Annotated in this window: 22 protein-coding genes; 16 read left to right on the top strand and 6 right to left on the bottom strand. The window is 53.8% G+C overall.

Annotation, left to right across the window (positions count from 1 at the left end; all coding sequences use genetic code 11):
• Positions 1–101: 101 nt before the first annotated feature.
• Positions 102–3,902 carry an AsmA2 domain-containing protein YhdP gene (yhdP, locus tag ACH0VJ_RS11795; protein ID WP_001253497.1) on the top strand — a complete coding sequence of 1,267 codons (3,801 nt, stop codon included), beginning with the start codon at positions 102–104 and terminating at the stop codon, positions 3,900–3,902.
• Positions 3,903–4,046: 144 nt separating this feature from the next.
• Positions 4,047–5,492, top strand: coding sequence for a metalloprotease TldD (tldD, locus tag ACH0VJ_RS11790; protein ID WP_000055941.1), 1,446 nt, complete (start codon positions 4,047–4,049; stop codon positions 5,490–5,492).
• A gap of 121 nt (positions 5,493–5,613) precedes the next feature.
• Here tldD and aaeR read toward each other — a convergent pair whose 3' ends face one another.
• A complete protein-coding gene (gene aaeR, locus ACH0VJ_RS11785; protein WP_000440300.1) occupies positions 5,614–6,543 on the bottom strand; it encodes an HTH-type transcriptional activator AaeR in 930 nt (309 codons plus the stop codon).
• A gap of 181 nt (positions 6,544–6,724) precedes the next feature.
• Here aaeR and aaeX point away from each other — a divergent pair, with 181 nt between their 5' ends.
• From aaeX to ACH0VJ_RS11765, 4 genes are all read left to right on the top strand, one after another.
• A complete protein-coding gene (aaeX, locus tag ACH0VJ_RS11780; protein ID WP_000051840.1) occupies positions 6,725–6,928 on the top strand; it encodes a p-hydroxybenzoic acid efflux pump operon protein AaeX in 204 nt (67 codons plus the stop codon).
• A 7-nt stretch (positions 6,929–6,935) separates the two neighbouring features.
• The gene (gene aaeA, locus ACH0VJ_RS11775; RefSeq protein ID WP_000855134.1) at positions 6,936–7,868 is read left to right on the top strand and encodes a p-hydroxybenzoic acid efflux pump subunit AaeA; all 933 of its coding nucleotides are present in this window, start codon (positions 6,936–6,938) and stop codon (positions 7,866–7,868) included.
• A 5-nt stretch (positions 7,869–7,873) separates the two neighbouring features.
• Positions 7,874–9,841, top strand: coding sequence for a p-hydroxybenzoic acid efflux pump subunit AaeB (gene aaeB / locus ACH0VJ_RS11770; protein ID WP_000510913.1), 1,968 nt, complete (start codon positions 7,874–7,876; stop codon positions 9,839–9,841).
• Positions 9,842–10,012: 171 nt separating this feature from the next.
• Positions 10,013–10,285, top strand: a complete 273-nt coding sequence (locus ACH0VJ_RS11765) for a hypothetical protein (protein WP_001103887.1) — start codon at positions 10,013–10,015, stop codon at positions 10,283–10,285.
• 58 nt (positions 10,286–10,343) lie between these two features.
• Here ACH0VJ_RS11765 and yhcN-B read toward each other — a convergent pair whose 3' ends face one another.
• From yhcN-B to argR, 3 genes are all read right to left on the bottom strand, one after another.
• Complete coding sequence (yhcN-B, locus tag ACH0VJ_RS11760) at positions 10,344–10,610, bottom strand: DUF1471 family stress response protein YhcN-B (protein WP_000853277.1); 267 nt, start codon at positions 10,608–10,610, stop codon at positions 10,344–10,346.
• A gap of 103 nt (positions 10,611–10,713) precedes the next feature.
• Positions 10,714–10,977: a peroxide/acid stress response protein YhcN gene (yhcN, locus tag ACH0VJ_RS11755; RefSeq protein ID WP_000695693.1), complete on the bottom strand. Its 264-nt coding sequence runs from the start codon at positions 10,975–10,977 to the stop codon at positions 10,714–10,716.
• Positions 10,978–11,341: 364 nt separating this feature from the next.
• On the bottom strand, positions 11,342–11,812 hold the full coding sequence (argR, locus tag ACH0VJ_RS11750) for a transcriptional regulator ArgR (protein WP_001257852.1): 471 nt from the start codon (positions 11,810–11,812) through the stop codon (positions 11,342–11,344).
• Between the two features lie 414 nt (positions 11,813–12,226).
• Between argR and mdh the strand changes: the two genes are divergently transcribed.
• The 10 genes from mdh (at position 12,227) to ACH0VJ_RS11700 (ending at position 21,846) form a co-directional block, all read left to right on the top strand.
• The gene (gene mdh / locus ACH0VJ_RS11745; RefSeq protein WP_000861586.1) at positions 12,227–13,165 is read left to right on the top strand and encodes a malate dehydrogenase; all 939 of its coding nucleotides are present in this window, start codon (positions 12,227–12,229) and stop codon (positions 13,163–13,165) included.
• Between the two features lie 119 nt (positions 13,166–13,284).
• Positions 13,285–13,914 (top strand): GntR family transcriptional regulator, encoded by a 630-nt coding sequence (locus ACH0VJ_RS11740; protein ID WP_000723773.1) that lies wholly within the window; start codon positions 13,285–13,287, stop codon positions 13,912–13,914.
• Entirely contained in the window at positions 13,901–14,566 is a 666-nt protein-coding gene (locus tag ACH0VJ_RS11735; protein WP_001171585.1) for a GntR family transcriptional regulator, read from the top strand. The genes ACH0VJ_RS11740 and ACH0VJ_RS11735 overlap by 14 nt, the downstream gene beginning before the upstream one ends.
• Positions 14,567–14,776: 210 nt before the next feature.
• Complete coding sequence (locus tag ACH0VJ_RS11730; RefSeq protein WP_000433390.1) at positions 14,777–16,045, top strand: SLC13 family permease; 1,269 nt, start codon at positions 14,777–14,779, stop codon at positions 16,043–16,045.
• Between the two features lie 32 nt (positions 16,046–16,077).
• Positions 16,078–16,977 carry a L(+)-tartrate dehydratase subunit alpha gene (gene ttdA, locus ACH0VJ_RS11725; RefSeq protein WP_000045349.1) on the top strand — a complete coding sequence of 300 codons (900 nt, stop codon included), beginning with the start codon at positions 16,078–16,080 and terminating at the stop codon, positions 16,975–16,977.
• Positions 16,977–17,594 carry a L(+)-tartrate dehydratase subunit beta gene (gene ttdB / locus ACH0VJ_RS11720; RefSeq protein WP_000162405.1) on the top strand — a complete coding sequence of 206 codons (618 nt, stop codon included), beginning with the start codon at positions 16,977–16,979 and terminating at the stop codon, positions 17,592–17,594. Before ttdA ends, ttdB begins: the two co-directional genes overlap by 1 nt.
• 156 nt (positions 17,595–17,750) lie before the next feature.
• Positions 17,751–17,993 (top strand): oxaloacetate decarboxylase subunit gamma, encoded by a 243-nt coding sequence (locus ACH0VJ_RS11715; protein WP_000180120.1) that lies wholly within the window; start codon positions 17,751–17,753, stop codon positions 17,991–17,993.
• Between the two features lie 15 nt (positions 17,994–18,008).
• Positions 18,009–19,778 carry a sodium-extruding oxaloacetate decarboxylase subunit alpha gene (oadA, locus tag ACH0VJ_RS11710; protein ID WP_061378749.1) on the top strand — a complete coding sequence of 590 codons (1,770 nt, stop codon included), beginning with the start codon at positions 18,009–18,011 and terminating at the stop codon, positions 19,776–19,778.
• A gap of 15 nt (positions 19,779–19,793) precedes the next feature.
• Complete coding sequence (locus ACH0VJ_RS11705) at positions 19,794–21,095, top strand: oxalacetate decarboxylase subunit beta (RefSeq protein WP_000444893.1); 1,302 nt, start codon at positions 19,794–19,796, stop codon at positions 21,093–21,095.
• 19 nt (positions 21,096–21,114) lie between these two features.
• Complete coding sequence (locus tag ACH0VJ_RS11700; protein ID WP_000602021.1) at positions 21,115–21,846, top strand: triphosphoribosyl-dephospho-CoA synthase; 732 nt, start codon at positions 21,115–21,117, stop codon at positions 21,844–21,846.
• Between the two features lie 33 nt (positions 21,847–21,879).
• Here the strand turns inward: ACH0VJ_RS11700 and degS are convergent, their stop codons facing one another.
• Positions 21,880–22,950 (bottom strand): outer membrane-stress sensor serine endopeptidase DegS, encoded by a 1,071-nt coding sequence (gene degS, locus ACH0VJ_RS11695; protein WP_000497705.1) that lies wholly within the window; start codon positions 22,948–22,950, stop codon positions 21,880–21,882.
• A gap of 92 nt (positions 22,951–23,042) precedes the next feature.
• Entirely contained in the window at positions 23,043–24,410 is a 1,368-nt protein-coding gene (gene degQ, locus ACH0VJ_RS11690) for a serine endoprotease DegQ (protein WP_000716690.1), read from the bottom strand.
• Positions 24,411–24,540 lie beyond the last annotated feature (130 nt).

Genomic DNA, 24,540 nt, shown 5'->3' with positions numbered 1-24,540 from the left:
CGCGACCCGTACGAGCATTTGCAGGCCGGATAAGGCGTTCACGCCGCCGTCCGGCAAAGCAAGGTTGTGAGTCGTATTTTTTGGCAGACAAGGAGAGACGCGTGAGGCGATTGCCGGGGATTTTATTGCTCACTGGAGCCGCGCTCATCGTCATTGCAGCGCTGCTGGTTAGCGGGCTGCGCCTGGCGTTGCCTCATCTTGACGCCTGGCGTCCAGCTATCCTGAATAAGATTGAGTCTGTGACCGGCGTGCCGGTGGCCGCCAGCCAACTCTCCGCAAGCTGGCAAAATTTTGGCCCTACGCTGGAAGCGCATAATATTCATGCCGCCCTGAAAGATGGCGGCGAACTGTCGATAAAACGCGTTACGCTGGCGCTGGACGTCTGGCAAAGCCTGTTGCACATGCGCTGGCAGTTTCGCGACCTGACCTTCTGGCAACTCAATTTCCGCACCAACACGCCTCTTCAAAGCAGCGACGGCGAAGGCATCGAAACCAGCCGTTTAAGCGATCTTTTCCTGCGTCAGTTCGATCATTTCGATCTGCGCGATAGCCAAATCAGTTTTCTGACGCTTTCCGGACAACGCGCGGAGCTGGCGATCCCACAGCTTACCTGGCTAAACGGCAAAGAGCGTCACCGCGCCGAAGGCGAGGTCAGCCTCTCCAGCCTGACTGGGCAGCACGGCGTGATGCAGGTGCGGATGGATTTACGCGATGACGACGGTTTGCTAAATAACGGCAGAGTCTGGTTACAGGCCGACGATATTGACGTCAAGCCGTGGCTGGGCAAATGGATGCAGGATAATGTGGCGCTCCAGACGGCGCGTTTCAGTCTGGAAGGCTGGATGACGCTCAGTAAAGGCGAAATCGCCGGAGGGGACGTCTGGCTGAAACAGGGCGGCGCAAGCTGGCTGGGCGATAACACGACGCACACGCTGTCTGTCGATAACCTGACGGCGCAGATTAGCCGCGAGCAGCCGGGCTGGCAGTTTTATATTCCGGACACACGGATTACGCTTGATGGTAAACCCTGGCCGAGCGGAGCCTTAACCGTGGCCTGGCTCCCGCAGCAGGACGTCGGCGGCGAGAATCACACACGTAGCGATGAACTACGCATTCGCGCCAGTAATCTTGAACTGGCGGGGCTGGAAGCATTACGTCCGCTGGCGGCTAAACTGTCGCCTGTGCTGGGCGAAATATGGCAGGCTACGCAGCCGAGCGGAAAGATCGCCACACTGGCGCTGGATATTCCGCTACAGGCGACCGAAAAAACGCGTTTTCAGGCATCGTGGGAAAATCTTGCATGGAAACAGTGGAAGCTGTTGCCCGGCGCGGAACATTTTTCCGGTACGCTGGCGGGAAGCGTAGAAGACGGGCAGATGAAGGTTGCGATGCAGCAGGCTAAAATGCCCTATGAAACCGTTTTTCGCGCGCCGCTGGAAATTGAAAACGGCGTCGCGACGCTTAGCTGGTTGAAGAATGAGAACGGCTTTCAGCTTGATGGCCGCGACATTGACGTCAAAGCAAAGGCGGTACATGCGCGCGGCGGGTTCCGCTATCTGCAACCGACGGGCGACGAACCGTGGCTGGGTATTCTGGCCGGAATCAGTACCGATGATGGATCTCAGGCGTGGCGCTATTTTCCGGAAAACCTGATGGGCAAAGCGCTGGTCGATTACCTTAGCGGCGCGATTCAGGGCGGCGAGGCGGATAACGCCACGTTGGTTTACGGTGGTAACCCGCACCTCTTTCCCTATAAGCATAACGAAGGTCAGTTTGAAGTGCTGGTGCCGCTACGCAATGCGACGTTTGCTTTTCAACCCGACTGGCCGGCGCTAAAAAATCTCAACATTGAACTGGATTTCCTGAACGACGGTCTGTGGATGCGTTCGGATAGCGTCGATTTGGGCGGGGTGAAGGCCAGCAAACTCGCGGCGGCGATTCCGGATTATTCCAAAGAGAAACTGCTCATTGATGCCGATATTAACGGGCCGGGAAAAGCCGTTGGGCCTTATTTTGACGAGACGCCGCTAAAAGACTCGCTTGGCTCGACGCTGGCGGAGCTCCAGTTAGATGGCGATGTGAATGCTCGCTTACATCTTGATATTCCGCTGGACGGCGAACAGGTTACCGCCGAGGGCGATGTCTCGTTGCGTAATAACAGTCTGTTTATTAAGCCGCTAAACAGCACGCTCAAAAATCTGAACGGTAAATTCAGCTTTGTGAATGGCGCGCTAAAAAGCGGGCCGCTGACGGCAAACTGGTTTAATCAGCCGCTTAACCTGGATTTCAGTACGACGGAAGGGGCAAAAGCCTATCAGGTCGCCGTCAACCTGAACGGTAACTGGCAACCAACGCGTATGGGCGTCTTACCGCCGCAACTGAATGACGCCCTGAGCGGCAGCGTGACGTGGAATGGTAAAGTCGGCATCGATCTTCCGTATCACGCTGACACCACTTATCACATCGAACTGAACGGCGATCTGAGAAATGTGAGCAGTCACTTACCTTCTCCGCTAAATAAACCCGCAGGCGAAGCCATTCCGGTGAACATTCAGGCTGACGGCAACCTGAAAAGTTTTGCGCTAACGGGGAGCGCAGGGAGTAAAAATCACTTTAACAGCCGCTGGTTATTAAATCAGAAGCTGACGTTGGATCGGGCTATCTGGACGACGGACAGCCGGACGATTCCACCATTACCTGCTCAACAAGGCGTTGAACTCAATCTGCCGGCGCTGGATGGCGCGCAATGGCTGGCGTTATTCCAGAAAGGCGCGGCGGATAACGTGAGCAGTTCGGCCGAGTTTCCTCAACGCGTCACGTTGCGTACTCCCGCGCTATCGCTGGGCGGCCAGCAGTGGAACAATTTGAGCGTCGTTTCAGCCCCCTCGCTGAATGGAACAAAAATTGAAGCGCAGGGCCGTGAGGTGAACGCCACGCTGCTCATGCGCAACCATGCGCCGTGGCTGGCGAACATTAAGTACCTGTATTACAACCCTGGTGTCGCAAAAACGCACGCCTCGTCACCAACGCCGACATCGCCGTTGGCTTCGGCGAACACGATTAGCTTCCGCGGCTGGCCGGACTTACAGCTTCGCTGCGAAGAGTGCTGGCTGTGGGGGCAAAAATATGGGCGTATTGATGGCGATTTCGCCATCAAAGGCAATACGCTGACTCTGGCGAATGGCCTGATCGATACCGGATTCGCCCGTTTGAAAGCGAACGGTGAGTGGGTGAATGCGCCGGGTAATGAACGAACCTCGCTGAAAGGTAGTCTGCATGGAAATAACCTCGACACAGCTGCCGGGTTCTTCGGCATCTCGACGCCAATCCAGAACGCGTCTTTTAACGTAGATTACGATCTGCACTGGCGAAACCCGCCCTGGCAACCTGAGGAAGCCACGCTCAACGGGATTTTACGTACGCGTCTGGGTAAAGGCGAGTTTACTGATCTCAGTAGCGGTCATGCCGGACAGTTACTGCGGTTGCTCAGTTTTGATGCGTTGCTGCGTAAGCTGCGGTTTGACTTCAGAGATACCTTTAGCGAGGGCTTCTATTTCGACTCTATTCATAGTACCGCGTGGATTAAAGATGGCGTCCTGCATACTGACGATACGCTGGTGGATGGGCTGGAAGCGGATATTGCAATGAAAGGTTCTGTTGATCTGGTGCGTCGTCGTCTTGATATGGAGGCCGTTGTCGCGCCGGAAATTTCCGCCACCGTGGGCGTCGCCGCCGCGTTTGCCGTTAACCCGATTGTCGGCGCGGCGGTATTTGCCGCCAGTAAAGTGTTGGGGCCGCTATGGAGCAAGGTCTCCATTCTGCGTTATCGCATTACCGGTCCGGTCGATGCGCCGCAGATCAACGAAGTTCTGCGCCAACCGAGAAAAGAAAGCCAGCAATGATTTGACGGGGGCGAGGAATTGCCCCACTCTCAGTAAATAGTCATGCCGGACGGCGCTGCGTTTATCCGGTTTGTACAATCTAACAACGTAGTCCGGATAAGGCGTGAACCGCCATCCGGCAGAAATCAACGAGTAGCAAAAACGATGAGTCTGAACCTGGTAAGTGAACAATTGCTAGCGGCGAATGGCCTGAACCATCAGGATCTGTTCGCTATTTTGGGCCAACTGGCCGAACGCCGTCTTGATTATGGCGACCTCTATTTTCAGTCGAGCTATCACGAATCCTGGGTTTTAGAAGACCGCATCATTAAAGATGGTTCATATAATATCGACCAGGGCGTTGGCGTTCGCGCCATTAGCGGCGAAAAAACCGGTTTTGCTTATGCTGACCAGATAAGCCTCCTGGCGCTGGAGCAGAGTGCGCAGGCAGCGCGAACCATTGTACGCGAGAACGGCGAAGGCAAGGTAAAAACGCTCGCCGCCGTAGCGCATCAGCCGCTCTACACCACCCTTGATCCGCTGCAAAGTATGAGCCGCGAAGAGAAGCTGGATATCCTCAGACGCGTTGACAAAGTGGCGCGAGAAGCCGATAAACGCGTGCAGGAAGTTAACGCCAGCCTGACCGGCGTATATGAATTAATCCTCGTGGCGGCGACCGACGGGACGCTGGCGGCGGATGTCCGTCCACTGGTGCGGTTGTCCGTTAGCGTGCAGGTGGAAGAAGACGGTAAACGCGAGCGCGGCGCCAGCGGCGGCGGCGGTCGCTTTGGTTATGAGTATTTTCTTGCCGATCTCGACGGCGAGGTTCGCGCCGACGCGTGGGCGAAAGAAGCGGTACGCATGGCGCTGGTTAATCTCTCCGCGGTCGCTGCGCCAGCGGGGACGTTACCGGTGGTTCTGGGCGCCGGGTGGCCGGGCGTATTGCTGCACGAAGCGGTCGGTCACGGGCTGGAAGGTGATTTTAACCGTCGTGGGACATCTGTGTTTAGCGGTCAGATCGGCGAGCAGGTTGCCTCCGCGCTTTGCACCGTAGTGGACGACGGCACAATGATGAACCGTCGCGGCTCCGTTGCTATCGATGATGAAGGTACGCCAGGCCAGTACAACGTATTGATTGAAAATGGCGTGCTGAAAGGATACATGCAGGACAAGCTGAACGCGCGCCTGATGGGCGCTACGCCGACCGGTAACGGGCGTCGCGAATCTTATGCGCATCTGCCGATGCCGCGTATGACGAATACCTATATGTTGGCGGGGCAGTCAACGCCGCAGGAAATTATCGAATCCGTTGAGTACGGCATCTATGCGCCTAACTTTGGCGGCGGTCAGGTGGATATCACCTCCGGCAAGTTTGTGTTTTCTACCTCGGAAGCGTATCTGATTGAAAACGGCAAAGTCACGACGCCGGTGAAGGGCGCGACGTTGATTGGATCAGGCATTGAAACGATGCAACAGATCTCCATGGTCGGCAATGACCTTAAGCTGGATAACGGGGTGGGGGTTTGCGGTAAAGAGGGGCAAAGTCTGCCGGTAGGCGTAGGCCAGCCGACGCTGAAAGTCGATAACCTGACGGTTGGCGGCACCGCATAACTGTCCGCCTTATCAGGCCTGTGGTATGTGCCCCCAGGCCTGATAAGCGCAGCGCCACCAGGCAATGTCTGCGTCGGGTGGCATCTGACCTACAATCGTCTTCAGCAATTACCCGGTGTTTTTATTTTTCTTTCCCTCGCCCGTGCATTCCCTGAAACAGGTGTGCGACATCGACAAAATAGTCAGTTAACGCGTTAATCACTACCTGCACTTTAAGCGGCAGCTTATCTTTTTCGGTGTACAGCGCGTACACCGGACGGGGATCGGACTGATAGCGAGGCAGCAGGATCTCCAGATCGCCACGATTGATCTCATCGATCACCCACATCAGCGGCACATAGGCGATTCCGGTTCCGGCGGTCAGCCAGCGTACCAGCGTCATCGGATCGTTAGTGACGAACCGCCCCTGTGGAATCAGTCGGGTAGAAATTCCTTCCGGCGCGATAAGTTCAAACTCATTATCCGGGCGCACGCTATATTCCAGCCAGGAATGGCTACTGAGATCGGCGGGTTTTTCCGGGACGCCGTACTGAGCGAGGTAGGGCTTGGCGGCGCACACAACCATCGGCATCGCGCCGAGTCGACGGGAAAACAGGCTGGAGTCTTGCAGCGCGCCCACGCGGATCACCACGTCCAGCCCGTCGGCAATTAAATCCGGGGCCGGAATTCCTGTCACCAGATTGACCGCCAGACCGGGATACTCTTTTAATAATTTTGCGGTAAGCCCGGCCAGCACATTTTGCGCCATGGTTGAAGAACAGCCGATACGCAATGTACCGATAGGCGTGTTATTAAAAGCGTAAAGCTGCTCATGAACATCCTGCACTTCATGCAGCATACGACGACAGCCCTGATAATAGATTTTTCCAGCTTCGGTGAGCCCAATGCTGCGTGTGCTGCGGTTGAGCAATTTAACCTGAAGCTCATCTTCCAGTTTCGCCACAGTCTGGCTGATGGACGATACGCTCATTTGCAGCTGTCTGGCTGCGGCGGTAAAAGAGCCAAACTCGACAACTTTGGCGAATACCGACATTCGTTTTAATCGTTCCATTATTCACTCTGGCTTAAAAGTGATTTAGATCACATAATATAGATAACAGCATAACAATTACGTTAATATACTATTATTCGAATAAGAGCTATGTCGCTCTCGCCTGGCGTCTCTTGCCCTTCTCTGCGGCGATGTAGCTTAACAATCTATCGCCTGCTCTCTCTCAGAAATCAAGGTCAACATGAGTCTGTTTCCCGTTATCGTGGTGTTTGGTCTTTCCTTCCCACCGATATTTTTCGAATTGCTTTTGTCACTGGCTATTTTTTGGCTGGTGCGTCGGATGCTTGTGCCGACGGGTATCTATGATTTTGTCTGGCATCCGGCTCTGTTCAATACCGCGCTGTATTGTTGTCTGTTTTATTTAATATCGCGCCTGTTCGTTTGAGGTTGAAGTGAAAACACTAACAAGAAAACTCTCCCGTACGGCCATTACCCTCGTACTGGTTATTCTGGCCTTTATCGCCATTTTCCGCGCCTGGGTGTATTACACCGAATCTCCCTGGACGCGCGACGCGCGTTTTAGCGCCGATGTCGTCGCTATTGCCCCGGATGTCGCGGGCCTGATTACCCATGTAAACGTGCATGATAACCAACTGGTGAAAAAGGATCAGGTCCTGTTTACCATCGATCAGCCACGCTATCAAAAAGCGCTGGCGGAAGCGGAAGCTGATGTAGCCTATTATCAGGTACTGGCGCAGGAAAAACGCCAGGAAGCCGGTCGCCGTAATCGCCTCGGCGTACAGGCGATGTCCCGGGAAGAGATCGATCAGGCGAACAACGTCTTGCAGACGGTACTGCATCAACTGGCTAAAGCCCAGGCGACGCGCGACCTGGCTAAACTCGATCTGGAGCGCACCGTTATTCGCGCGCCTGCTGACGGCTGGGTGACTAACCTCAATGTTTATGCCGGTGAATTTATTACCCGCGGTTCCACGGCCGTCGCCCTGGTGAAAAAGAACTCTTTTTACGTGCAGGCCTATATGGAAGAGACCAAGCTGGAAGGCGTGCGTCCGGGATATCGTGCCGAAATCACGCCGCTTGGCAGCAACCGGGTATTAAAAGGTACCGTCGATAGCGTGGCGGCAGGGGTAACGAATGCCAGCAGTACCAGCGATGCGAAAGGGATGGCGACGATAGACTCTAACCTCGAATGGGTGCGTCTGGCCCAGCGTGTTCCGGTGCGCATCCGGCTCGACGAGCAGCAGGGGAATTTGTGGCCTGCCGGTACGACGGCAACCGTCGTGATCACCGGTAAGCAGGATCGTGACGCAAGCCAGGACTCCTTCTTCCGTAAACTGGCGCACCGGCTGCGCGAATTCGGTTAATCGTCATGGGCATTTTCTCCATTGCCAACCAGCACATTCGTTTTGCGGTAAAGCTGGCGTGCGCCATTGTGCTGGCATTATTTATCGGCTTCCATTTTCAACTGGAGACGCCGCGTTGGGCGGTGCTGACCGCCGCGATCGTGGCGGCAGGCCCGGCATTTGCCGCCGGCGGAGAACCCTATTCCGGCGCTATCCGTTATCGCGGAATGTTGCGTATTATCGGGACGTTTATTGGCTGTATCGCCGCGCTTATCATTATTATCTCTATGATCCGCGCGCCGTTATTGATGATTCTGGTGTGCTGTGTCTGGGCCGGTTTTTGTACCTGGATCTCCTCTTTAGTACGGATCGAAAACTCTTATGCGTGGGGACTGTCAGGTTATACTGCGCTGATCATTGTGATTACCATTCAGACGGAGCCGCTGCTCACGCCGCAATTTGCGCTTGAGCGCTGTAGCGAAATCGTTATCGGCATTGGCTGCGCTATTTTAGCGGATCTGCTTTTCTCGCCGCGATCGATAAAGCAGGAGGTTGATCGCGAACTGGACAGTTTACTGGTAGCGCAATATCAGCTAATGCAGCTTTGTATTAAGCATGGCGACAGCGAAGAAGTCGACAACGCTTGGGGCGATCTGGTGCGACGCACGGCGGCGCTGGAGGGGATGCGAAGTAATCTGAATATGGAATCTTCGCGCTGGGTACGCGCTAACCGCCGCCTGAAAGCGTTGAATACGCTTTCGCTCACGCTGATTACGCAATCCTGTGAAACTTATCTTATTCAAAACACGCGGCCGGAACTGATTACCGATACATTCCGGGAACTGTTCGAGACGCCGGTTGAAACGGTACAGGACGTCCACAGACAGTTAAAACGGATGCGGCGTGTCATTGTCTGGACTGGCGAGCGCGAAACGCCCGTCACGCTTTATAGCTGGGTAGGCGCTGCGACGCGCTATCTATTGCTTAAACGCGGCGTGATCAGTAACACCAAAATCAGCGCGACGGAAGAAGAGATCCTGCAAGGCGAGCCCGTAGTTAAAGTGGAATCCGCTGAACGTCACCATGCGATGGTGAACTTCTGGCGCACCACGCTTTCCTGCATTCTGGGGACATTATTCTGGCTATGGACCGGCTGGACATCGGGTAATGGCGCGATGGTGATGATTGCCGTGGTGACCTCGCTGGCGATGCGTTTACCCAATCCGCGCATGGTCTGCATCGATTTTATTTATGGCACTCTGGCGGCGTTGCCGCTGGGATTGCTCTATTTCCTGGTGATTATTCCCAATACGCAGCAAAGTATGCTGTTGTTATGTTTGAGCCTGGCGGTATTGGGGTTCTTTATCGGCATTGAGGTCCAGAAACGGCGTCTGGGGTCGATGGGGGCGCTGGCCAGTACGATTAACATTATTGTGTTGGATAATCCGATGACGTTCCATTTCAGCCAGTTCCTCGACAGCGCGTTGGGGCAAATTGTCGGCTGTATGCTGGCGTTTATCGTTATCCTGCTGGTGCGTGATAAATCCAAAGATCGAACCGGTCGCGTGCTGCTTAATCAGTTTGTTTCCGCTGCGGTCTCGGCAATGACGACCAACGTGGTACGCCGTAAAGAAAACCGTCTGCCTGCGTTATATCAGCAACTCTTTTTGCTGATGAATAAATTTCCTGGCGATTTGCCGAAGTTCCGCCTGGCGCTAACGATGATCATTGCTCATCAACGTCTGCGCGACGCGCCGATACCGGTTAATGAAGATCTGTCAGTGTTCCACCGTCAGCTTCGTCGTACCGCAGACCATGTTATTTCCGCCGGAAGCGATGATAAACGGCGACGCTACTTTGGTCAGTTGCTGGATGAGCTGGATATCTATCAGGAGAAATTACGTATCTGGGAGGCGCCGCCGCAGGTGACGGAACCGGTTAAACGCCTGACGGGTATGTTACATAAATACCAGAACGCGCTTACCGATAGCTAACCCACAAGAACCGATGCCAAAAGCGTCGGTTTTTTTATGACTATACTTATTTGAGATACAAAAACAGCGCAAGAGTGCTCCGGGGCTAAAAGCGTTTCTGGAAGTGAAACCTCTGCATAATGATGCTTAGTAGTAAAACAGACAATTGTCTGTCGGGGATGGTGGCTGGCTATGAATGTCTATACTTTTGATTTTAATGATATTAAAAACCAAAGCGATTTTTATCGCGAGTTTACGCAGACGTTTGGTCTTGCCAGTGAGAAAGTAAGCGATCTTGATACATTATGGGATGCGGTAATGAGCGATATCTTACCCCTACCGCTAGAGATTGAGTTCGTTCACCTGCCTGATAAACTGCGCAGGCGCTACGGGGCGCTGATTTTACTCTTTGATGAAGCGGAAGAAGAGCTGGAGGGGCGGCTACGGTTTAATGTCCGGCATTGAAAAAGCATAAAAAAGCCCCGGCAGGCGGGGGCAAGTCGTCGGGTTAGACGACGAGGGTTTACTTATACAACTCGGCGGTGGCGTGCCAGTTATCACCTTCTTTTAATTCGATGATGCGATAGCTATTAGCGCCTGCTTTTTCAGCTTTAGCGACGATCTCCTGGCGCATATCCATTGGCGTACTACCAATCTGCGAGACGGAAATGGTGCCCATCGGTTGCAGATTCTGCGCCTGTTCCGCGTTGACCTGATGTACTGCGGCATTTGCGCCGAAAGAGAGCAGAGTGGCCAGGCCGAGTGATGCGATAATGTATTTCGTTTTCATGATCTTTTATTCCTTTATAGGGTCAACCTCGCGGATTAATGGGCTTTTCTTATGTGATATCTCCGCGAAGCAATGACACGTTATATGCGATGGCAGGTGAATTTTATTTGTACAGTTCGGCAGTGGCGTGCCAGTTGCTGCCGCTACGCGCTTCGGTAATGTGGTAGGCCGTAGCGCCTTGTTCATCCGCTTTTTTGCTCAGCATGGCGTTCATATCCATAGGCGATGAGCCGATAGCGCTGACTGAAACCGATCCGATTGCTTCACGGTTTTGCGCTTGCTCTGCGCTGATAGGTTCTGCGGCGAAAGCGCCAAAAGAGAGAACGGACAGAATACTTAATGTTGCAACAGTGGTTTTGATTTTCATGATTTTTACCTCGTCGAATTCCTTTACTGGGGTCTTTGTTTCGTGACCCTCATCACAAAATTAAGTATACACTAATCACGCGATTAATTAATACTACGCTAATTGTTTCTGCTTTTTAAAGACATTAAAAATTTTATTTTTTATAACGTTATGGAATTAAAATTGCTGTTTTTCGCCGCTGTCGTTTGAAAAATTAAAGAAAATCAATTGGTTAAAAAAATTGACATTTTGTGCGTTTTTTTGATTTGTCATTCATGTGGTGAATGTTTAAGGGCATGATTTGCCAAATGATAGCCGTACAGGAAAGCGGCGAGGGGAGAGGACAAAAAGGTGCCTCCGCCGTACGACGACGGAGGAAGTGGGACTAAAGCTCTTGTTCAAAAAGTTCCAGAATGGCTTCGTACAGATCTCTTACGGAAAAGCCGCTGGCAGGCGTAGTGAAGATAGTATCGTCGCCGGCAATCGTGCCGAGAATACCTTCTGCTTTCCCCAGTGAATCCAGCAGGCGCGCGATGAGTTGTGCCGCGCCGGGGCTGGTATGAATCACCACGACAGCGTCGTTATAGTCGATATCCAGCACCAGATTTTTCAACGGACTGGATGTTGTTGGGACGCCCAGTTCAGCCGGAAGACAGTACACCATTTCCATTTTTGCGTTACGTGTACGCACTGCGCCGAACTTAGTCAACATGCGCGAGACCTTGGACTGATTGATATTTTCAAAGCCCTGATCCTGCAACGCGAGGACGATTTCGCCCTGTGAGCTGAATTTTTCTTCTTTGAGGAGCGCTTTAAACGCTCTTACTAGTTCTTCTTGTTTAGCCGAGCTTCGCATAAGTCACCCGTAATATGGCAGTAGAAACAACATTATTGTGCATACAGATGAATTTTTATGCAAACAGTCTGCCTTGTTTAAGGCTGAAATAATGTTATGAAAGAGCGGAATTTTATCAAATTTCGTTATCAAGAAACATGCCTGTGTCACGCCTCGCAAATAAGATTAAAAGTAAATTAATTGTTATCAAAATGATGTTGTTTTGAGAGGATAGTAGGGTATATTGTCACCACCTGTAGGAACGTTGCTCTCTGGTTGCAGTCGATCCGGATTACGCAAATTAAATGCATAAAAGCCAAAATTGCGCGACTCCGCATTCTTGATGAGTGAGGATTGTAATCATTGAATTTGTGAATTAAGGTCGCCGCCGCGGAGCAATAGACACTTAGCTAATCATATAATAAGGAGTTTAGGATGAAAGTCGCAGTCCTCGGCGCTGCTGGTGGTATCGGTCAGGCGCTGGCATTACTTTTAAAAAACCAACTGCCTTCAGGTTCAGAACTCTCCCTGTACGACATCGCTCCAGTGACTCCCGGTGTGGCCGTTGATTTGAGCCACATCCCCACCGCTGTAAAAATCAAAGGTTTCTCCGGTGAAGACGCAACCCCGGCGCTTGAAGGCGCTGACGTAGTACTGATTTCTGCGGGTGTGGCGCGTAAGCCGGGTATGGACCGTTCCGACCTGTTTAACGTTAACGCTGGCATCGTGAAAAACCTGGTGCAGCAGATCGCTAAAACCTGCCCGAAAGCGTGCGTGGGCATTATCACCAACCCGGTGAACACCACCGTTGCGATTGCGGCGGAAGTGCTGAAAAAAGCAGGCGTATACGACAAAAACAAACTGTTTGGCGTTACCACGCTGGATATCATCCGCTCTAATACCTTTGTCGCAGAGCTGAAAGGTAAGCTGCCAACGGAAGTTGAAGTTCCGGTGATTGGCGGACACTCCGGCGTGACGATTCTGCCGCTGCTGTCGCAGATTCCAGGCGTAAGTTTTACCGAACAAGAAGCGGCCGAGCTGACTAAACGTATTCAGAACGCCGGTACTGAAGTCGTCGAGGCGAAAGCCGGCGGCGGATCGGCAACCCTCTCTATGGGCCAGGCTGCCGCGCGTTTCGGTCTTTCTCTGGTTCGCGCTCTGCAGGGCGAAAAAGGCGTGGTGGAATGCGCCTATGTGGAAGGCGACGGTCAGTATGCCCGTTTCTTCTCTCAGCCGCTGCTGCTGGGTAAAAACGGTGTAGAAGAGCGTAAATCCATCGGCACACTGAGCGCTTTCGAGCAACATTCGCTGGACGCTATGCTGGATACGCTGAAAAAAGATATTCAGTTGGGTGAAGATTTTATTAATAAATAAGCTGTTCCTGCCCGATGCCGGGGCTTTTGCTCCGGCTTCTTTGACTGTAAACAAGCCACGAAATCAAGTACTAAATCTGCTAAACTCCTCACGTCTTATCGGTTATTAACGAGAACGTCGTGAAAAAGATCCAAAGAACGCAAACCCGCGATCACATTACGCAAATGCTTCGCTATGAAATTCTTTCCGGCAATATAAAAGCGGGAGAAGAACTCGCGCAGGAATGTATTGCGGAGCAGCTTGGTCTTTCACGAATGCCGGTTCGAGAAGCGCTACAGTCACTCGAACAGGAAGGTTTTTTAATCCGACTGCCCAACAGGCACATGCAGGTCGCGCATCTTGAGGCCGATCGCGTGAGTCATATTTTTCGCGTGATTGCCGCGATGGCCGCCGAAATGTTTTCGCTGATACCCAGCGAAGTAGGCGATGCCCTCCTGATACGTGCGCAAGCGCTGGCTGTCGCAGAAGACAAATCCTGCGAACTGGAGTGTCATGCGATGCTGATTTCTTATGTGAATAACCGCTATCTGGAAAAGGTGTATCAGCAGTTCCTGGACGGTTATGTCTCTTATGTTATTTTGCATCTGAAAAAAGATAATCAGGAGTCGGCGCAGCTTTTCGCTGAACTGGCTGACGTCATACGCCAGGGGCGGCGTGATGAGATTGGGCAAGTTATGCAGCGTTATTTCCTCTCTTTAGCAGAAATAATGCGTCAACATATGAAGGATTGGGAAAGTGCAGAAGCCTAAGTTAGGGAAGATTAAGCTTCTTTCAGCGAAAGAACAGGTCGCGGCAGTGCTGCGTAAAGCGATTCTTTCGAGGGAGTTAGTGGAAGGGCAGGAGATTACGTTAGAAGGCATTGCCAGAATGGTCGGCGTGTCCAGTATGCCAGTGCGCGAGGCGTTTCAGATTCTGGCGGCGGATGGGCTGATAAAAGTGCGCCCTAATAAAGGGGCGGTGGTGTTGGGCATCAATGAACAAACGATCCGTGAACACTATGAAATTCGCGCGCTGTTAGAAAGTGAGGCGGTGGCTAAAGCTTCTCGTCCTGGCACCGATATCTCGCGGATAGCCCAGGTGCATTATGCCGCTGAAAAGGCTCTCGCGGAAAATAACTCGGCGGAATACTCCGACCTGAATCAGGCATTTCATATGGAAATATGGAATGTTGCTGGCAACGAAAAAATGAAAATGTTGCTCTGTAATATGTGGAACGGCCTGTCGATGGGCCATAAGGTCACCGAAGAAGAGTATGCCGTGATTTCCATTCAGGAACATAAAAGTATTCTGCAAGCTCTTGAACTTCATGATGAAACATTGGCACGCCAGCGCATGCGCGAACACATTATTCGCTCAATGGAGAATATGCTGACCCGCTATGTTGGTGACCCTTCTGCCTGATCTTTTCGCCTGCGTGAGCATCGCAGGCGCTTCAACCAATTCTTCAATTCTATTAATCACGTCCAGTAACGATCTAACCACGATCTTGATGTAGATCCCACTCCTGCATCTTTCCTGAGAAACGATTTGACTTAGTTTTTGTATGGGAATAATTTCTCCCTGTCAACATTGGATACAATATCATATATCATTGATTGGATAATTATAAATATGGAACCCATTACCCTTACCTTATGTTTATTGGTGTTCGCTATCGTCATGTTTGTATGGGAAAAAGTGCCACTGGCCGTCACTTCCATGATTGTCTGCGTGGCCTTAGTGATCACCGGAGTTCTGAATATCAAACAGGCCTTTGCTGGCTTTATCGACACTAACGTCATCCTCTTTGTCGCGATGTTCATCGTGGGCGGCGCGTTGTTCGAGACCGGTATGGCAAACAAAGTGGGCGGCGTCATCACGCGCTTCGCGAAAACAGAAAAACAGCTGATCTTCACCATTATGGTGGTGGTGGGTTTGATGTCTGGCGTCCTTTCTAACACCGGTACCGCTGCGGTTTTGATTCCGGTGGTGATCGGCGTGGCGGCAAAATCGGGCTTCTCGCGTTCTCGTCTACTGATGCCGCTGGTTTTCGCCGCTGCGTTGGGCGGTAACCTGTCGTTAATTGGCGCGCCGGGAAATCTTATCGCGCAGTCTGCGCTACAGAATATTGGCGGCGGCTTTGGCTTTTTTGAATACGCAAAAATCGGTCTCCCGATGCTCATCTGCGGCATTCTCTACTTCCTGACTATTGGCTATCGCTTTCTGCCGAATAATGCGACCGGCGGTGAGGTGGGGAGCGTCGGGGAGCAACGTGACTACAGCCATGTTCCACAGTGGAAACAACGGCTCTCACTGGTGGTGTTGATCGCAACGATCCTCGGCATGATCTTTGAGAAGAAGATCGGTGTCAGCCTGGCCGTGACCGGTTGTATTGGCGCTCTTGTGCTGGTAGTAAGCGGCGTACTCACGGAAAAACAGGCCTATAAAGCCATTGATTCACAGACTATTTTTATCTTTGGCGGCACCCTGGCGCTGGCAAAAGCGCTGGAAATGACCGGGGCAGGCAAGCTGGTTGCGGACTATGTAATCGGCATGCTGGGGCAAAACTCCTCACCGTTCATGTTGCTGATCGCCGTTTTCGCCTTATCCGTTGTGATGACCAACTTTATGTCCAATACCGCAACGACAGCGCTATTGGTGCCGGTGAGTTTGTCCATTGCCGCAGGCATGGGGGCCGACCCGCGTGCGGTTCTGATGGCGACGGTCATTGGCGGTTCCTGCGCCTACGCAACCCCTATCGGTATGCCTGCCAACATGATGGTGCTCTCCGCGGGTGGCTATAAATTTGTCGACTACGCTAAGGCCGGTATCCCCCTGATTATCGTTTCAACCATTGTCAGCTTGATCCTGCTGCCAATCCTTTTCCCTTTTCATCCGTAATTAACGGAAGCTGTTCTGACTAAGGAGCATTTATGAGTAAAAGTGAACAGATATCCCATATGACCGACGTTATGGCCAAGTTTGTGGGATATACCGGCAAAGTTTTGCCTGATGATGTCACTGCAAAACTGGAAGATTTGCATAAGAAAGAGACCAGTAAACTGGCCGACGTCATCTTTACTACCATGATTGAGAACCAGCGTCTGGCGAAAGAGCTGGATCGACCTTCCTGCCAGGACACCGGTGTCATTCAGTTTCTGGTGGAGTGCGGGACGAACTTTCCGCTGATTGGCGAGCTGGAAGCGTTGTTGCGTGAGGCGGTGATCAAAGCAACTGTAGATTCTCCGCTGCGCCACAACAGCGTAGAAACTTTTGATGAATACAACACCGGTAAAAACGTGGGTAAAGGTACGCCGACGGTCTTCTGGGAAATCGTTCCCAATTCCGATCAGTGCAGCATTTATACCTATATGGCGGGCGGTGGTTGTTCTCTGCCGGGGAAAGCGATGGTGCTGATGCCGGGTGCAGGCTATGAAGGTGTGACCCGCTTTGTACTGGATGTGATGACCAGCTACGGCCTCAACGCTTGTCCGCCGCTGCTGGTTGGCGTGGGCGTAGCGACCTCTGTTGAAACGGCGGCACTGCTATCGAAAAAAGCGCTGATGCGTCCGATCGGTTCGCATAACGAGAATGAGCGTGCAGCCTCGCTGGAAAAAATGCTGGAAGACGGCATTAACAAAATTGGCCTGGGGCCGCAGGGGATGTCCGGTAATACCTCCGTTATGGGCGTGAACATTGAAAACACCGCGCGTCATCCTTCTACCATCGGCGTGGCGGTAAACGTCGGCTGCTGGTCGCACCGTAAAGGGCATATCGTTTTCGATAAAGATTTGAATTACACCATTACGTCTCACAGCGGAGTGAATTTCTGATGACTAAAAAAATCCTGACTACGCCAATTAAAGATGAAGATTTAGCGGATATTAAGGCTGGCGATATTATTTATCTCAATGGTCATATTGTTACCTGCCGTGACGTAGCCCATCGCCGTTTAATTGAAGGTGGTCGCGAGCTTCCGGTAGATGTTCGCGGCGGCGCTATTTTACACGCTGGCCCCATTGTCCGCCCAATTAAAGGCGAAGACGATAAGTTTGAAATGGTCTCCGTGGGACCAACCACCAGCATGCGTATGGAGAAATTCGAAAAAGAATTTATTGCGCAAACCGGTGTGAAATTAATTGTGGGTAAAGGCGGTATGGGTAAAGGTACCGAAGAGGGCTGTGCTGAACACAAAGCGCTGCACTGCGTATTCCCTGCCGGTTGTGCGGTTGTAGCCGCCGTGTGCGTGGAAGAAATTGAAGATGCTCAATGGCGCGATCTGGGGATGCCGGAAACGCTGTGGGTCTGTCGGGTTAAAGAGTTTGGCCCGCTGATTGTTTCTATTGATACCCATGGGAATAATCTGTTTGAACAGAACAAAATTATTTTTAATCAGCGTAAAGAGATCGTCGCTGATGAAATATGCCAGAACGTAAGTTTCATCAAATAAACCTGATTACGTAAATTGCACGATAATGGTGGTAATACGTTATGACGATAATAATAACCAAGGGCTCTGGCCGGGGGCGGCTCAGGGAAATCCACCCTTATTATTTCATCGTCATAAATAGCCCCATTATCGTGCCTCCTGCCTGAAGACTATTTTATGACTAATGCAGCTCTGCTATTAGGTGAAGGCTTCACCCTGATGTTCCTCGGCATGGGGTTCGTGCTGGCGTTTCTGTTCCTGCTGATTTTCGCCATTCGCGGCATGTCTGCCGTGATTACTCGCTTCTTCCCGGAACCCGTCGCCGCGCCCGCACCGCGCGCCGTTCCCGCCGTGGACGACTTCACCCGCTTAAAGCCGGTGATTGCCGCCGCCATTCACCATCACCGCCTTAACGCTTAATTCCCGGAGGGATCCATGACCATTTCCATTACCGACGTCGTCCTGCGTGACGCCCACCAGTCCCTTTTCGCCACCCGTCTGCGCCTTGACGATATGCTGCCGATTGCCGCCGCGCTCGACGACGTGGGCTACGGGTCGCTGGAGTGCTGGGGCGGCGCCACCTTTGACGCCTGCATCCGTTTCCTCGGCGAAGACCCGTGGCTGCGCCTGCGCGAACTGAAAAAAGCCATGCCCAAAACCCCGTTGCAGATGCTGCTGCGTGGTCAGAACCTGCTCGGTTATCGCCACTACGCCGATGACGTGGTGGAACGCTTCGTTGAGCGGGCGGTGAAAAACGGCATGGACGTGTTCCGCGTCTTCGATGCCATGAACGACCCGCGCAATATGAAAGCCGCCCTGCAGGCGGTGCGCAGCCACGGCGCGCACGCCCAGGGCACGCTGAGCTATACCACCAGCCCGGCACACACGCTGCAGACCTGGCTGGACCTGACCGAACAGTTGTTAGAGACCGGCGTTGACTCGATTGCCATCAAGGATATGTCCGGCATTCTCACGCCGATGGCGGCGTATGAGCTGGTCAGCGAAATCAAAAAACGTTTTGAGGTACGCCTGCATCTGCACTGTCACGCCACCACCGGGATGGCGGAGATGGCCCTGCTGAAGGCCATTGAAGCGGGCGTCGACGGCGTGGACACGGCGATTTCCTCCATGAGCGCCACCTACGGCCACCCGGCCACCGAAGCGCTGGTGGCGACGCTTGCCGGCACGGAACACGACACCGGGCTGGATATCCTGAAGCTGGAAAATATCGCCGCGTACTTCCGCGAGGTGCGCAAAAAGTATCACGCCTTTGAAGGCCAGCTGAAGGGCTACGACAGCCGCATTCTGGTGGCCCAGGTGCCGGGCGGAATGCTCACTAACCTGGAAGGCCAGCTGAAGCAGCAGAACGCGGCGGACAAACTCGACCAGGTGCTGGCGGAAATCCCCCGCGTGCGCGAGGACCTCGGCTTTATCCCGCTGGTGACCCCGACCTCGCAGATTGTCGGCACCCAGGCGGTGCTCAACGTCCTGACCGGCGAGCGCTACAAAACCATTGCCAAAGAAACCGCCGGCATTCTGAAAGGCGAATACGGCCACACCCCGGTGCCGGTTAACGCCGCGCTACAGGCCCGCGTGCTGGAAGGGGGCACTCCGGTGACCTGCCGTCCGGCGGATTTACTCAAACCGGAACTGGCTGAACTGGAAGCGGACGTCAGGCGCCAGGCGCAGGAGAAGGGCATTCAGCTTGCGGGAAACGCCATCGACGACGTGCTCACCGTGGCGCTGTTCCCGCAAATCGGCCTCAAATTCCTTGAGAACCGCAATAACCCGGCGGCGTTTGAGCCACTGCCGCAGGCGGAAGCCGCGCAGCCGGTGGCAAAAGCAGAGAAGCCTGCCGCTTCCGGTATCTACACCGTGGAAGTGGAAGGCAAAGCCTTTGTGGTGAAGGTCAGCGACGGCGGCGATATCAGCCAGCTCACTGCGGCTGCACCTGCTGCCTCTTCTGCTCCTGCCACCGCCCCGGCAGGCGCCGGCACCCCGGTCACCGCGCCGCTGGCGGGCAACATCTGGAAGGTGATTGCCACCGAGGGCCAGACGGTGGCCGAAGGCGATGTGCTGCTGATTCTGGAAGCCATGAAGATGGAAACCGAAATCCGCGCCGCGCAGGCCGGGACGGTACTCGGTATCGCGGTGAAGTCCGGGGACGCGGTTTCCGTGGGCGACACCCTGATGACGCTGGCGTAAGGACGAGGAGCGGAAATGGAAAGTCTGAACGCCCTGCTTCAGGGCATGGGGCTGATGCACCTTGGCGCAGGCCAGGCCATCATGCTGCTGGTGAGCCTGCTGCTGCTGTGGCTGGCGATAGCGAAGAAGTTCGAGCCGTTACTGCTGCTGCCGATTGGCTTCGGCGGTCTGCTCTCCAACATCCCGGAAGCGGGTATGGCGCTGACCGCGCTGGAGAGCCTGCTGGCTCATCACGACGCCGGGCAGCTGGCGGTGATTGCCGCGAAGCTCAACTGCACGCCGGACGTGCACGCCATCAAGGAAGCATTAGCGCTGGCGCTGCCGTCGGTGCAGGGCCAGATGGAAAATCTGGCGGTGGACATGGGCTACACGCCGGGGGTGCTGGCGCTGTTCTATAAAGTGGCGATTGGCTCCGGTGTCGCGCCGCTGGTCATCTTTATGGGCGTGGGCGCGATGACCGACTTCGGCCCGCTGCTGGCCAACCCGCGCACCCTGCTGCTCGGCGCGGCGGCGCAGTTCGGCATCTTCGCCACCGTGCTGGGGGCGCTGACGCTGAACTACTTCGGCCTGATTTCCTTCACCCTGCCGCAGGCGGCGGCCATCGGCATTATCGGCGGCGCGGACGGCCCGACGGCGATTTATCTGTCGGGCAAGCTGGCGCCGGAGCTGCTGGGGGCCATCGCGGTGGCGGCGTACTCGTATATGGCGCTGGTGCCGTTAATCCAGCCGCCGATTATGCGCGCGCTGACCAGCGAGAAAGAGCGGAAAATCCGCATGGTGCAGCTGCGCACGGTGAGTAAGCGGGAAAAAATCCTCTTCCCGGTGGTGCTGTTACTGCTGGTGGCGCTGCTGCTGCCGGACGCCGCGCCGCTGCTGGGGATGTTCTGCTTTGGCAATCTGATGCGTGAAAGCGGCGTGGTGGAGCGTCTGAGCGACACGGTGCAGAACGGGCTGATTAATATCGTGACCATTTTCCTCGGGCTGTCGGTGGGCGCCAAGCTGGTGGCGGACAAGTTCCTGCAACCGCAGACGCTGGGCATTCTGCTGCTGGGGGTGGTTGCGTTCGGTATCGGCACCGCCGCCGGGGTGCTGATGGCGAAGCTGCTGAACCTGTGCAGTAAGAACAAAATCAACCCGCTGATTGGCTCCGCCGGCGTGTCGGCAGTGCCGATGGCGGCACGCGTATCGAACAAGGTGGGGCTGGAATCGGACCCGCAGAACTTCCTGCTGATGCACGCGATGGGCCCGAACGTGGCGGGGGTGATTGGCTCGGCCATTGCGGCGGGCGTGATGCTGAAGTACGTGCTGGCGATGTAATCCAATCTAATCGGGAGCAGTGATTCTGCTCCCGCAAAATGAGGACACAGTAATGAGTGAAATGGTTGCGTTTCGGCAAGGTACATCCATGCCATCCAGAGAAACCATCTTGCATTATGTTGTTGAGACGGTGAATCAGATAACTGAGCTTGAGCCAGCGCTGCATTTGCTGCCGTGGTCTGGCGTCAACTCAGCAATATATGAGCAACGTTTTGCACAGTGTTACGACGAGGGGCTTTGTGCCGCACAGACGTCGGCACCGAATGTTCCGCAGGGGATTCTGCCATCGACCGATTGGGCTCAGGGTATCGGGTTACTCTGTTTTGCCGCAGGGTATATGAGCGCAGGCGAGCGGCCATTAGCACACAATCAGTTATGCGATTTCGTCAAACAGGCGGCTGTTGGTTTATCGCCGATTGAGGGGGAGGCGGCGAGCGGTTTCTCGACGGTACGTAGTATTGCATTACCCATATTCAGGCGATTACAACGCGATGGTCACGCGTCTCGGATCCTGCTGTTACAAACGTTGCTGCATCTGGTTGCCTGGAAAAGCGCATCGCAGTATGCGCGTCAACAGGCGCAACGACTGCTCTGGATGGGCGGCATTCTGGGGGAAGGGGGCGAGTCTGGCTTATTGGCACTCGATAAGGCGCTGCGTGAAGAAGCCGTCGGGGAGAAAAGTCTCCCCGCTCTGCTGATCTTCACGAGTTTCCTGGCGCATTTTCCGGCAGGGCCAGTCTTTATTGACTAGTCGTCGAACGACGCGGGCAAAAGCCGCGTCGTTTTAGTTCGACGCCGGGTATTCCTGCACCGTCACCTGGAACGTGAGCTGCTTATCATCCCGCATTACCACGACCGGAATGACGGAGCCCGGGCGGATTTCCGCCACCTGATCCATCGTCTCCAGCGCGGACACAGCGGGTTTATTATTGACCGAAATAATCAAATCATTAACCTGAATACCGGCAAGCGCGGCGGGGCCGTTTGGCGTCACTTCATTAACGACAATGCCCTGAATCGGGTCCATGCCGCTACCCTGCTGCGCGTGCAGCGGCGCGATTTCTCGTCCGCCAATACCGATATAGCCGCGAATCACGCGACCGTCGCGGATAAGCTTATCCATAATTTTCGTGGCTAGCTGGAAGGGAATCGCAAAACCAAGGCCTTCCGGTGTTTCGCCATCGTTACTCTTATCAAAAGAGAGGGTGTTGATCCCCATCAGTTCGCCTAACGAGTTGACCAGCGCGCCGCCGGAATTACCGTGGTTAATCGAGGCGTCGGTCTGGAGAAAATTCTGTCGCCCTGTCGGGTTCAGGCCGATACGACCCGTTGCGCTGATGATTCCCTGGGTGATGGTCTGTCCCAGATTATATGGGTTGCCGATAGCCAGTACGACGTCGCCAATATGCGGTGTACGCTTTGTATTAATCGGGATGGTAGGCAGCCCGCCAGTGGCGTTGATCTTCAGCACCGCCAGGTCGGTAAGCGAATCGGAGCCAACCAGTAGCGCTTCAAAGACGCGGCCATCCTGTAGCGCGACGATAATCTGATCGGCATCGTTAATCACGTGCTTGTTGGTAATAATATAACCGCGTTGATCCATGATCACGCCGGAACCCAGCGTGCGGATCTCCAGTTGATTATGTGCGGTACTGTTCATACTGCGGTTATAGACATTGACGACGGCAGGCGCGGCGCGGCGAACCGCAAAATTATAACTGGCTGGCGTCTCATCGGTACTGTCGAATTGCGGGACGGCGATAGGATTAATTTTGCGCAAAGAAGGCATGACGGCCAACAGAATAGCGCCGACAATTAAACCTATTGCGACCGAACGTAAGAGCTTCACAAACATGATGGAGGCGTCGTTAAAAAAGGGAACGGCAGCAGCATACCATGAGTTAACCGGACATCACATCGCAGGCTGATGCCCGGTTTAAGACAGGATTAGCGCAGCAACAGATAAATATTCTCGTTGCCGCGTACTACCTGAAGAGCAATGATGGACGGTTTTGCCGCCATCACTTTGCGCATTTCGGCGATAGAACTGATGCGATCGCGATTAACGCCGATGATAACATCATCTTTTTGCAAACCGGCCTGCGCGGCAGGACTGCTTTTTTCGACGCTATCAACCTTAACGCCTTTCGTCCCGTCTTTCAGCTGGCCGTCGCTCAACGTCGCGCCTTGCAACGCCGGGGCGATCATTTCGGCGCTGGCGGAAGAAGAGGTATTGGAATCCAGCGTGACTTCCACCTCCAGCGGCTTACCATCGCGCAACAGGCCCAGTTTCACTTTCGTGCCCGGTTCGGTGGTGGCGATACGTGAACGCAGTTCGGCAAAGCTATTCAGCGGCTTACCGTTAAGACTGATAATCACGTCTCCGGATTTCACTCCAGCCTTCGCCGAACCTGAATTGGGTAAAACCTCGCTGACAAAAGCGCCACGCTGAACGTTCAGTTTGAATGCCTTGGCGATATCAGCGGTCATTTCAGTGCCTTTAATTCCCAGCAATCCGCGTTTGATTTCCCCGAACTGAATCAACTGCTGCGCCAGCGTCTGCGCCATATTGGAAGGAATAGCAAAGCCAATGCCGATGCTCCCGCCCCCTGGCGCGAGGATCGCGGTATTAATCCCGATCAGCTCGCCGTTCAGGTTAAGCAGCGCGCCGCCGGAGTTGCCGCGGTTAATAGAGGCATCGGTTTGAATAAAGTTCTCAAGCCCTTCCAGATTAAGCCCGCTGCGTCCCAGCGCTGAAATAATCCCGGAGGTGGCGGTTTGCCCAAGGCCAAACGGATTACCGACCGCCACGGCGAAATCGCCGACGCGGAGTTTGTCGGAATCGGCGATGGCAATTTGCGTTAACTTGCTGGGATTCTGAATTTGTAACAGAGCGATATCGCTCTGGTCGTCGCCGCCGATCAGCTTCGCGTCGAATTCGCGTCCGTCATTCAGTTGAATACTGATCTTCTGTGCCTGATTAATCACATGATTATTGGTTAATACATAGCCTTTCGCGGCATCAATAATCACCCCCGAACCGAGTCCTTCAAACGGCTGGGACGGCTGGTCTGGCAGATCCTCGCCAAAGAATTTTTTAAACTCCTCCGGCACTTTTTGGCTCTGGGCGGCGGTTCCCTCGACTTTTACGCTGACGACAGCAGGCAGCACTTTCTCCAGCATAGGGGCAAGGCTTGGCAGCGTCGCCTGGCCTGGCACCTGGCCTGGTATCGATGCAAGGGCTGGAAACGGCGCCGAAAGAGTTAACCCGACACTTAACGCTAATGCACTTAACAGCTGGGTGTGTTTTTTCATGGATGCTGCTCTCGTACCTTGAATGAACGGATAGACAATTCAAAACAGATTGATGTTATTGAATTTTCAGCCTGGTAACAATGATAATAGCTGGGACAGGAAAGATAGAGAGAGGGCGCAAGCGATGCGC

The organism is Salmonella sp. 2020_1459, from assembly GCF_043847915.1.
Lineage (GTDB): Bacteria > Pseudomonadota > Gammaproteobacteria > Enterobacterales > Enterobacteriaceae > Salmonella > Salmonella enterica.
Note: the sequence above shows the minus strand (reverse complement) of the source record. Positions and strands in the feature narration are given on the sequence as shown.